Here is a 9,455-nt window from a genome sequence, read left to right as displayed (position 1 = left end):
TATAACAAGCAAGTTGCCACCCTCAAAGAGAATCAGCCTCAAGGTTTTTGGTCTAAGCGATTAGCTGCCATCACTGAGAAACGCAATCGTCAGGTTAGGGATGCGGTCAATAAAGCGGCTAGAAAGGTGATCAATCATTGTCTTGAGAACAGAATCGGCACCGTCGTGTTTGGCTGGAATCGAGGGCAGAAAGACGGTGCCAATATGGGTGCTAAAACCAATCAGAAGTTTGTCCAGATTCCCACGGGCAGACTCAAAGAGAGTCTCGCAACTGTGCGAACAGCACGGGATTCGATTCGTTGAGACGGAAGAAAGCTATACGTCTAAGGCTTCGTTTGTGGATGATGATTTCCTGCCTAAAATCGGTGAGAAACCCGAAGGGTGGAAGGAGTCAGGCAGACGAGTTAAACGTGGCTTGTACCGCACTCAAAACAATCAGTACATCAATGCTGATTGCAACGGTGCGGCAAACATCTTGCGAAAAGTAGCGACAACTTTAGGGCTATGCCTTGAGGGAGTCAGTAGGGGCGCTTTGTTAACGCCTTTGAAGGTTCGCTTGTGGACTCTTCAAGAATCCCCTCGCCTTTAGGCATGGGGAGTATCAAAACCCTTAGCGGATTAGTAAAAACTAAGTTGAACATTTCGCACGTAAAGATCGCGTTAAACAAGGGGCTTAAGCCCCTTGTCCGTCGGAGTTATTTTCTCTAGCTCCTTTAGATTAGGAAAGGTTACGAACATCTTCTCTTTTTCGTTCCTCCTATTTCACCCGTCTTGCCGCCGCATCTAACTGAGCACGAACCGCCTGAGTGGCAACTCCATCAACTCGCAAACCTGCCTGAGTCTGAAACTGGCGCACAGATATTTCGGTCGCATTGTCATAGAACGGGACGATCGATAAGTTGTTTCGCAATACAAGCTTTAAATTATTTCTAAGATTTCTGACCACACTTGCGCCAGTCTCTTGAGTCGGTTGATCGGCTCTACCCGTTTCTGACAACCCATATCGCTGCTGAAAGTCTCGAATCGCTCGAATACTTGGGGCATCACTCAGCGGTCTACCCGGATTCACCTCGTAGCCCAACCCTAACAGCACTGATCGAAAGTCAGTTTCACTATAGAGAGCGCCGATCGCAACCGAACTCACAGGAGGAACTGTTGGCTCGATCGGGGTGGGTTGCCCCGGCAGTGGAATCGCATCACTGACAATATCTCGAATCTTCTGATAGGTTTCTAAGGTAGCGATTCCCGTTTCGGGCAAATTGTTTTGACGCTGAAATAGCGCGACTGCATTTTTGGTTTGCGCTCCGTAAAATTGGCTAGCGGGTAACTGTGGGCTAGGCTGCACAACTCGGTTTAGACTCGTCTGCAAGTCGCTGATCAAGCTTGCCGCTTTATCTTGCGTCGGAGTGTTTAAAGTGCCATCGACAGGCAACCGATATTGAGTCTGAAAATCTCGAATCGCCTGCTGAATCCTGACATCAACTAATGGAGCACCCGGATTGACGGGATAGCCCAAGCCAACCGGCACCGACACAAATTGATCGGGGGTATAGTTTTGACTGCGAACCGCCCAAGCTGACTGCCCACCTGCCATCCATGCGACACCGATTAGCACTGGGACGATCGCAAAATTAAATCGATTCAACATCTCACACGCTTTCCTTAAGTCAACCTATCAGAAAATCTACTCGATTCTAAAGCGAATGCTCTATTTAATCAGTTTGTAACGCTGCGTTTTGTCGCTCTAATCGCTCACTCAGGGATTACTGAATCTATTCCAACGAGAGCGCCCTGAGCCTAGTCATGACCTACAGCCTGAGAATTGCCGATCTGCCTGAGAGCGAACGACCCCGCGAACGGTTGATGGCGCAAGGTGCAAGAATTCTTTCTACAGCCGAGTTAATCGCGATCTTACTCGGCACGGGGCAAGGACCTGGAAAGCTTTCGGCAGTCGGGTTAGGGCAATTGATATTGCAGACTCTTAGCCAGCATCAGCGCGATCCCCTCGGCGTTTTGCGAGAAGTCAGCATTCAAGAATTGATCAAAATTTCGGGAGTCGGTCCAGCTAAAGCAACGTCGATTTTAGCGGCGATCGAGCTTGGCAAACGCGCCTATCAGTCTCGCCCTCCCGAAAAAACGATTATCGATGACCCCGCAGTTGCGGCAGCAGCCCTGAGCAACGATCTGATGTGGCAAACACAAGAACGATTTGCAGTGCTGCTGCTTGATGTCAAACACCGCTTGATCGGGACGCAGATTATCACGATCGGCACTGCCACCGAGACGCTGGCTCACCCCCGCGACATTTTTCGAGAAGTGATTCGTCAAGCGGCAACTCGGGTGATTGTGGCTCACAATCACCCATCGGGCAACGTCGAACCCAGCCCTGAAGATATTTCTCTAACTCGCCAACTCCTCGCAGGTGCCCAATTTTTAGGAATTCCGCTGCTAGACCACCTGATCTTGGGCAACGGAAACCATCTTAGTCTGCGTCAAACAACTTCACTCTGGAGCGAACTGCCCCAAGAGGATTAGCAGGTTTCAGCAAATCGCCTGAAACCTGAAATTTGCTAAATCCCCAACAGCTCATCGAGTTCGTCTAGAGCTTCACAATCGTTTGACGGGTTAACCTGTCTGAAGGGAACGATCGTTTCCCCGCCTCCAAAGCTGCGCCCATATAAATAATCATCGGCATATTTACGAAAGACGGCTTCGATCGCGGCTCGTGCATTTTTCAAGCCCCACTCTGAGGCAATCATTTCTGCTTTCTCTAACACGTCTTCGCTGAGTCTCACTTTGTTGTCATACATAGCTGCAATCCTTCGTTAATGGGAAATAAACCGCGCACATTGGCAAATTGAGGTTCGGGCATCACCGCAAATAACTTGCGACCCGCCAACCGTTCGGTAATCAAATGAGAGCTTCCACCCGTCACCAAAAATCGCGTCACCCGCGCCATGTAAGGAGTGTATTGAGCCTTGATCGTCTGAAAAATGCCCTTAAACCACGGGTCGAGATAGTCATCTAGCCACAGCGACCAAGACAACCCTGTGTCGGCGTAGTTGTGTCCCGTTTTAAAGCCATCCATGACGATCGCAGGGTCAGCCGTCGTTCCTAAAAGATTGGACAATCGCTTATCGAAACTGATTGCGGTTGCTAATTCATAAGCTCCGCCGCGATCCATCACGTTTTCATCAATCACGTCACCTTCAGCATCCATTAAGCGTGTAATCCAGGTGCCGCCACCAATATCAACCACTATCGTGTAGCCGTTTTCAGCGATTAGCCCCAGCCGTTGCGCGTAGCGATAAGAACCCAATCCTTCTCGCTCAACTTCGACGCGATCGACCGTTACCCGAAACGGAATGCCGTTGCGCTTAAACTCGTGCACTCCCATCAGTTGTGACCTGAGAGACTCTTGACTTCTAGCGGGTTCTGGCGTTGAGACATGAAGCTGAAGATTGAATTGGCATAGAGCTTCTGCGGCTCGGTCTGCTTCTAAACAGGCGTAGAGATGCAGCCGCGCTAAGTCAACTTTATTTTCAACCACCGTCTGTTGCTGTCTGCGATATTTATATGCCTGGGTGCCAAAGTGATAACGAGTGCCATCAGGTAACTCAACCAGAGGCGAACTGTCAGAATAGCGCACTGCATCGCGACCCTGAGGCACTTGAAATCGAATCGATCGAATCGCCTTCGGAATTCCCGTTCCATCCCAAAACTTTAAGTCATAGTTTCCGCTGTCAAGTGCCAGCGATCGAGTTGGCGCAGCAGGCATCTGCTGGCTGGCTGCAATAGAATCTGAATGAGCGATCGTGGGTTCTTTTTTGGCTTTCGTCTGTCTGGTTTCTACACTGGTCATTGGTTTCTCCTCTATACTGATGCGTGAAGGGCTGCGATGATATGTCCCCGTTTGCGTTCAGACTTACCCAGTTAGTACACAGGTACTATATGAGAATTGGGAGAGGGTGTCAACTAATTGGGTTGAAGCTTCACTGAGATTTTTGTGCAGAACAGTACTCTGAGAGTGATACAATTATGTCTGTGTAGAAGTAGCCTTTGACTTAAGGTCTATAGATTCACAGCTTCGGGCGATTAGCACAGTGGTAGCGCACTTCCTTCACACGGAAGGGGTCACTGGTTCGAGTCCAGTATCGCCCATCCCCGTTAACTTCTGTCCATTAAAGAATTAATGGGCAGTTTTAAAGAATTAATTTCACATTTTCTCCAAGAAAGCTCCATTTGTGGGGCTTTCAGCATTTTGGTGTCTAACAGGGACACAATTTAGATCTAAAACAGCCAGTTTTAAAGAATTAATTTCACAAAAGCTGCGATCGAAAAGCATACTAATGAAATTGAACACTTCTCCCGTACGAAGGAAGTGCGCCTTTCAACCCACCCAATTTACTTACGAAAATTCACACCACTCTTTTCTGTGATGCGCTTTCAACCCGCCCAGCACTGGGAGAGCTGATGCAACTATGGGAGCCTAAAAAACCACTCAAACCAGAGGACGAACTTTCAACCCGCCCAGCCCTGGGAGAGCTGATGCAACCTTCGCGACTACCTCTGCGCTCAGGGGTTGCTCTGTAATCTTTCAACCCGCCCAGCCCTGGGAGAGCTGATGCAACTCCCATCCCCGGAACCCATACCCTAACTGGCTTTCTCCCGAAGAATTAGCAGATCTCTTAGCAAACTCAAATAGATGCCTCTTTTCTTTTAATGGAGAAATCTAGGTGATTGGACAGAGTTTCAGGGTATAGGTTTGAGGGATTGGCAGACCCCTAGGGATTTCTCCCTCGCTTCGGTTCGCCAAAAGTAATTGGGGGGACCCTTGCTCGGGCTTTTGGTAGCCGACTGACAAGTATTTCTGTATCCTTATTACTAGAGGCGCGAACCACTAATAATAAAAATCCCTTTAATGCTAGGCGCGACCCCGCATCGTACCTGTGGAAATCCACTGGAAGAGCAGTCAGCGTACCGGGGCGGAAAGCAATAAAACTGACCCCTTCACTTAACACCGTTTAGTAACGGCGCGCTATTGCTGGAATTATTGCATTTTCAAGGTGCCAAATCAATAATTTGTCTTTAAGCTAAACAAAATTGTGTCCAGACAAGGCGGTCTTGAGTGCCTTGTTTGCGAGACTTCCTGTTGCTGGTTGCCTTCCGGCTTTGATTGAAATTCCTTCACTTAAAGTACGGCTGTGGATGAACTCAGTCAATCTCCTATAACTCCATCGATGCCCTCCGACACGAAACTGCTTGGCGTAGTTCTTCTGCCGTTCTCGATGATTAGGAAACAGTTGCTTTGCCCTAGCTTGAACTGCACTCTCGATATACTCACCCATATCTCCTAGATTTGGAATCACAACGCTACTGGCTTTCCATTCCAAGGCAACTTGGGCAATCTTGGCAGCGATCACCCTCTCTAAGTATTGCCCTAAGTTGGACTCTGCCTTACTTTCAACGTATCGGGCTTGTTTTTGTTCTTCCTGCCTGTCAACCAAGTTGTGCCGCCTCAATTTTCGTAATCGGTTCACTAAACGGTACTTCTCCAATTGCAACTGAAGTAAGCTGCGATTGCGTCTTGACTTTTTCACTCGTTGATTCGTCAACAGTTTCCGAATACTGTAATACTCAAGCACTTGTTGAGTCTGTAGGTCTACAACAGCAACGCCGACCAATTCTTGACGACAGAAGCTAACGCCCAGGGTGATATTTGCTTCTCCCTGATAAGGGACTTTACTAGGGCGCGGTGGCGGATTGTTCAGTTGAACCAAGCTTGTTTTACAGCTCAAAATCTTCTTACGCTTCTTGATCAACTCGTTCTCAAGTTCCTGTTTGTCTTGCTCAGTCAGGTTACTGTTAGACACTTGCGCTAGAAGCTCTTGCTCTTTCTTTCTGGCATTATCAAGGTTTTTGCTTGTCTCACTAATCTTTCTTGGTTGAACTTTCTCAATTCCTTCTGCTGTCAGTAAATCTGAGTCGATCGAGCAGTGGAGATATAGACGATGAGTTTTCCAACGTGGAATGGATTCTTGTGATGAAGTATCCAATTCCTCGGAACTCGCTTGTTTAGATTTTCCCTTCTTGTGAAGTAACTGCTTATCCTCTTGCCAAATCAGTTTTGCTGAACGTAGAGCAAATAGTCCTAAGGAAGACTTCTTCTCTTTGTCCAGCTTTTTGTTAGATAGCCAATCCCTAGTGAACATTTGAAATATTGGTAGTTGACGGCGATCGCAGGCAATTTTGAAGTTGTAATCACTCAATCCCTTGAAACGTACATAGATTCGTTCTTCCGATCGCGTTTTAAGCTGCTTTCTCTTACGTTTCGATGGACGTTTTCTTGACTTAGTACCCTCACATGGTTTCCCAAGCTCAGAATCGTGTTGATTTTTCTCCTTAGATTCAAATGACCAGTAAAGGTCATCCGTACTGCCGAAGATCAGTGGATATAGTAAAGAGTTGGGTATTTTTGCCGCATTGCTGAGCCTTTCAGTCATTGCTTCTTGCCACGCTGAAAATTCTGACTCAACAACGTTTGATTCGATTAAAATCGCCTGAAGCAAGTAAACGGCATATTGCACAGAGGGCATTGGCAGCAGCGCATAGTGGTAGAAGATATCAAACAAGAATAATTCTGGGTAGCAGTTTCGATGTTTTGGAAATTGAATGGCTTCTTTCAAGAAGTTGTTAGCTTTCTCACCTGTTGGGTCTCGCCCCTTGGGTAAACGACTTGCTAGTTGTGCTTCCAAACGTTGAATCTCTTCCCTTTTTGTTGCCAATCTCTGTTGCAATTTTTCCGGGTCTTCTATCTCTTCATTGACCTCGCACCCATTCTTTAGCAGGTGAACAACTGCGCGGCGAGAGAGGTAGTCCTCCGTCACCTTATACCTATCAAACAGAAGAGATAAAATCGATCGTTGGCTGTTTGAGTCTTCATCCTCTTGCTGGCTCTCATCAGGACTATCGTCTGAAATTTCAGACGATTGAGGCGCAGGAGTTTCTTGGTGGTGTAGCTCTGACAAAATCTCTTTTGCCCGATTCTGAATCACTTCTGGACTAAAGTCGGTAGTTTTGGCGAGGTCAATATCCTCCTCGACTGATTTCAGCCATCGCTTTTTGCCACTGATCTTACGCGATAACCGTTGCTGGGACTTCACCCAGCCTTCAAACGTGTCCTTCACCATTGACTGAGCCGACATATAGAAGCGGCTGGGTAAGCCTTTGAATTGTTCCTCTTGTTTAAGTGCGTTGCACAAAGCCACAACTGCCTTCTCTGATATCCAACCTTGCCGTTTCCACTGTTCAAACTCAGGCGCATGACCCACCTGTTTTGATAGAAGGTTGACCAAAAGCGTGTACCTTTCCATCGCCTCCCAGAGAAATTTACGAGTTGACTCATCTGCACAAAGACAGCAACACACCGTTTTCCACGACTCCTTAGGCTGCTGCCTTTTCTTTAACTCGTCAGGTTTCTTCTTGTTCCCTAGGGGCTTTGGTTTAGATGCAACCATTTCAACCTCGTAGTTAGACGAATGGATAGTTTTCGGCTCAGCGAAGCACTGTCACTATTAGTCATTTCTTGGGGTGCCGGTTGAGCAAGCATAGAAGCCTGCTGCTAGGGTCTAGGCTGATTTGGAGGTAGCTCCTTTTTTGAGGCAACTTTTCCTTCCTTCTCGACTTCATCGATCGCCTTCTGCACGATATAGCTTGCTAAACCAGCAACAGTGCGGTCATCTAATTCAGCCCACTGCTCCAGCTTTTCGTAATACGGGTCAGGTAAGGATATCGAGATCCGCTTCGGCATTTCAATCACACATCTTTCCTCCTCAAATCATAAGACTGTGGTTCCTTCGCAGTTTAATTGCTGCTTTTTTACATCATTATAGTCTCAAAATCGCAGCTAAAATGTTAAGCTCTGTTTATCTAGCTAATTTCATAAGTGTCCGTTCACTAGGTGCGTTCATAAGGGCACCAGAAATTTCAGGGCATGCAAGATCGCAACCTCATTTCCATCTTTTTCCTACTAAGGTTTCTTCGGCTATGTCAAACTCTGATCCGTCCTCAAGATCCGATCTAGTTCAAGCAGAGCTTCGGGAGAATCCTCAACCAACCTCGTCAAACAAGATGAATACGGTTTTACGGCGAAGTAGAGAGTTGAGTTTCATCCAGGCTCCAGGTGAGCTTCCAGAAAACATCCATCTGCCCAAGTACGAGATCGGAGATCGTTGTCGTTGGGTACCCATGACCAGTAGCGACTGGGGCACCGTGATTGGTCAGGTGCTTGCGCCTGTTCAAACGGCGCAGCCAAATTCTTCCCAGTGGAGTTGGCTCTATCTCATCCTGCTCGATGCCGATAGTCCCTCTCGACCGTGGGTGACAACAGAATGGGCTGAAGAGGACGACATTGAACGATTGCAGCCGAGTGGAGTCAGTCAGTCGGCTGCACTTAACCCCTTGGAGAATGCCGAATGAGCCGCACCCCCAGACCTCGCCCTTTGGGTGCCCAAGAGCGCGTTTTGTTTCGGCTCTACGTCAACTGCACCCTCTCGCTAGAGCATCCCCGGCAACTCTATGACGAGTACAGCTTGACCTACCAGGATCTTGCCTTTATTGCAGGTTGCACCACCCGCACCATCGAACGCTGGATGAGCCGCGAGCAACCTCCAACGGGGTGCGACCTCTACTTGATTTAGTAGGTCAAGCATGATATCACTGAGTGAGGCAACCAAGAGGTGGTGAGTATGAGCGCTCAATTGCTGAGTCAAGAAGGGACGCAAGTCAGGATAGAAGTGACGATAGACCTGAGTCATTCGCTGCTGACCAGTGAAGAAGCGATTCAGGAAAGCCTCAACGAGGCGGGTCGTATTGCCACTACAGCCGCTCTTGAGTATCTGGACACCGACGGTTCAGCCATTGAGATTGCCGGAGAGGTGATGCGAACCAAAGGCAAGCAGCCCAAAGCGTATCAAACGCCCTACGGAGAAGTCGTGATTGAACGCCATGTCTATCAGCGCTCTGGAGGCGGGAAAACGGATTGTCCGCTAGAGCGAGCGTCTCGCATCATCATCACCTCCACGCCTCTGTTTGCGAAACAAGTGTCCTCGAAACTGGCGTATGGTTCCGCCCGAGACGTGCAGCGAGACTTGGCTGAGAATCATCAACGCCCGGTCGCCGTGTCCTACATCCAGCGTCTCAGTGAAGCGGTGGCCACGATCATTGAGGTGAAAGAAGAAAGTTGGGACTATGTGCCCCCTCAACTAGACGCTGAAATTGCCAGTGTTGCCATTGGCTTAGATGGCACCTGTATGCTGTTGTGCGACACCGGATGGAGAGAAGCCATGGTCGGCACTGCCCATCAGTCTGTATGACGCGTTTGGAGACCGACAACACACCATTTATATGGGAGCCACCCCCGAATATGGCAAGGCGACGTTTCTGGAACGGCTAGA

General features: G+C 48.3%; 10 protein-coding genes, 1 tRNA gene and 1 pseudogene. 7 read left to right on the top strand and 5 right to left on the bottom strand.

Going from position 1 to position 9,455, the window contains the following annotated elements; genetic code table 11:
- Both A8707_RS29355 and A8707_RS29350 read left to right on the top strand, forming a co-directional pair.
- Positions 1-303, top strand: a pseudogene (locus A8707_RS29355) (hypothetical protein); the annotation flags it as partial.
- Between the two features lie 34 nt (positions 304-337).
- Positions 338-589: a hypothetical protein gene (locus A8707_RS29350; protein WP_197485047.1), complete on the top strand. Its 252-nt coding sequence runs from the start codon at positions 338-340 to the stop codon at positions 587-589.
- A gap of 168 nt (positions 590-757) precedes the next feature.
- Here A8707_RS29350 and A8707_RS24755 read toward each other — a convergent pair whose 3' ends face one another.
- Positions 758-1,648 carry a peptidoglycan-binding domain-containing protein gene (locus A8707_RS24755; protein ID WP_068819953.1) on the bottom strand — a complete coding sequence of 297 codons (891 nt, stop codon included), beginning with the start codon at positions 1,646-1,648 and terminating at the stop codon, positions 758-760.
- Between the two features lie 155 nt (positions 1,649-1,803).
- On the opposite strand from A8707_RS24755, the gene radC reads away from it, so the two are divergent.
- Positions 1,804-2,535 (top strand): RadC family protein, encoded by a 732-nt coding sequence (radC, locus tag A8707_RS24750; protein ID WP_068819951.1) that lies wholly within the window; start codon positions 1,804-1,806, stop codon positions 2,533-2,535.
- 35 nt (positions 2,536-2,570) lie between these two features.
- Here the strand turns inward: radC and A8707_RS24745 are convergent, their stop codons facing one another.
- A complete protein-coding gene (locus A8707_RS24745; RefSeq protein WP_068819949.1) occupies positions 2,571-2,810 on the bottom strand; it encodes a hypothetical protein in 240 nt (79 codons plus the stop codon).
- A complete protein-coding gene (locus A8707_RS24740; protein WP_068819947.1) occupies positions 2,792-3,862 on the bottom strand; it encodes a ParM/StbA family protein in 1,071 nt (356 codons plus the stop codon). Before A8707_RS24740 ends, A8707_RS24745 begins: the two co-directional genes overlap by 19 nt.
- A 227-nt stretch (positions 3,863-4,089) precedes the next feature.
- Between A8707_RS24740 and A8707_RS24735 the strand changes: the two genes are divergently transcribed.
- A tRNA-Val gene (locus A8707_RS24735) sits at positions 4,090-4,161 on the top strand.
- 932 nt (positions 4,162-5,093) lie between these two features.
- Here A8707_RS24735 and cas12k read toward each other — a convergent pair.
- Entirely contained in the window at positions 5,094-7,517 is a 2,424-nt protein-coding gene (cas12k, locus tag A8707_RS24730) for a type V CRISPR-associated protein Cas12k (RefSeq protein ID WP_068819945.1), read from the bottom strand.
- A 104-nt stretch (positions 7,518-7,621) separates the two neighbouring features.
- Positions 7,622-7,810 (bottom strand): ribbon-helix-helix domain-containing protein, encoded by a 189-nt coding sequence (locus A8707_RS24725; RefSeq protein WP_068819943.1) that lies wholly within the window; start codon positions 7,808-7,810, stop codon positions 7,622-7,624.
- A 320-nt stretch (positions 7,811-8,130) separates the two neighbouring features.
- Here A8707_RS24725 and A8707_RS24720 point away from each other — a divergent pair, with 320 nt between their 5' ends.
- From A8707_RS24720 to A8707_RS24710, 3 genes are read left to right on the top strand one after another with little or no spacing between them, the layout of a single operon-like run.
- A complete protein-coding gene (locus A8707_RS24720) occupies positions 8,131-8,478 on the top strand; it encodes a hypothetical protein (RefSeq protein ID WP_156518864.1) in 348 nt (115 codons plus the stop codon).
- Positions 8,475-8,699, top strand: a complete 225-nt coding sequence (locus A8707_RS29995) for a hypothetical protein (protein ID WP_068819939.1) — start codon at positions 8,475-8,477, stop codon at positions 8,697-8,699. The genes A8707_RS24720 and A8707_RS29995 overlap by 4 nt, the downstream gene beginning before the upstream one ends.
- Positions 8,700-8,747: 48 nt before the next feature.
- A complete protein-coding gene (locus A8707_RS24710) occupies positions 8,748-9,374 on the top strand; it encodes a hypothetical protein (RefSeq protein WP_068817839.1) in 627 nt (208 codons plus the stop codon).
- Positions 9,375-9,455 lie beyond the last annotated feature (81 nt).

Origin of the sequence: Phormidesmis priestleyi BC1401 (genome assembly GCF_001650195.1) — a bacterium.
Lineage (GTDB): Bacteria > Cyanobacteriota > Cyanobacteriia > Leptolyngbyales > Leptolyngbyaceae > Phormidesmis_A > Phormidesmis_A priestleyi_B.
Note: the sequence above shows the minus strand (reverse complement) of the source record. Positions and strands in the feature narration are given on the sequence as shown.

What these genes read in the sequence shown, in the direction of transcription:
- A8707_RS24720 (WP_156518864.1), top strand. Translation starts at nt 8,131, where the DNA reads ATGAATACGGTTTTACGGCGAAGTAGAGAGTTGAGTTTCATCCAGGCT.
- A8707_RS24745 (WP_068819949.1), bottom strand. Translation starts at nt 2,810, where the DNA reads ATGTATGACAACAAAGTGAGACTCAGCGAAGACGTGTTAGAGAAAGCA.
- radC (WP_068819951.1), top strand. Translation starts at nt 1,804, where the DNA reads ATGACCTACAGCCTGAGAATTGCCGATCTGCCTGAGAGCGAACGACCC.
- A8707_RS29995 (WP_068819939.1), top strand. Translation starts at nt 8,475, where the DNA reads ATGAGCCGCACCCCCAGACCTCGCCCTTTGGGTGCCCAAGAGCGCGTT.
- cas12k (WP_068819945.1), bottom strand. Translation starts at nt 7,517, where the DNA reads ATGGTTGCATCTAAACCAAAGCCCCTAGGGAACAAGAAGAAACCTGAC.
- A8707_RS24740 (WP_068819947.1), bottom strand. Translation starts at nt 3,862, where the DNA reads ATGACCAGTGTAGAAACCAGACAGACGAAAGCCAAAAAAGAACCCACG.
- A8707_RS24755 (WP_068819953.1), bottom strand. Translation starts at nt 1,648, where the DNA reads ATGTTGAATCGATTTAATTTTGCGATCGTCCCAGTGCTAATCGGTGTC.
- A8707_RS24710 (WP_068817839.1), top strand. Translation starts at nt 8,748, where the DNA reads ATGAGCGCTCAATTGCTGAGTCAAGAAGGGACGCAAGTCAGGATAGAA.
- A8707_RS24725 (WP_068819943.1), bottom strand. Translation starts at nt 7,810, where the DNA reads ATGCCGAAGCGGATCTCGATATCCTTACCTGACCCGTATTACGAAAAG.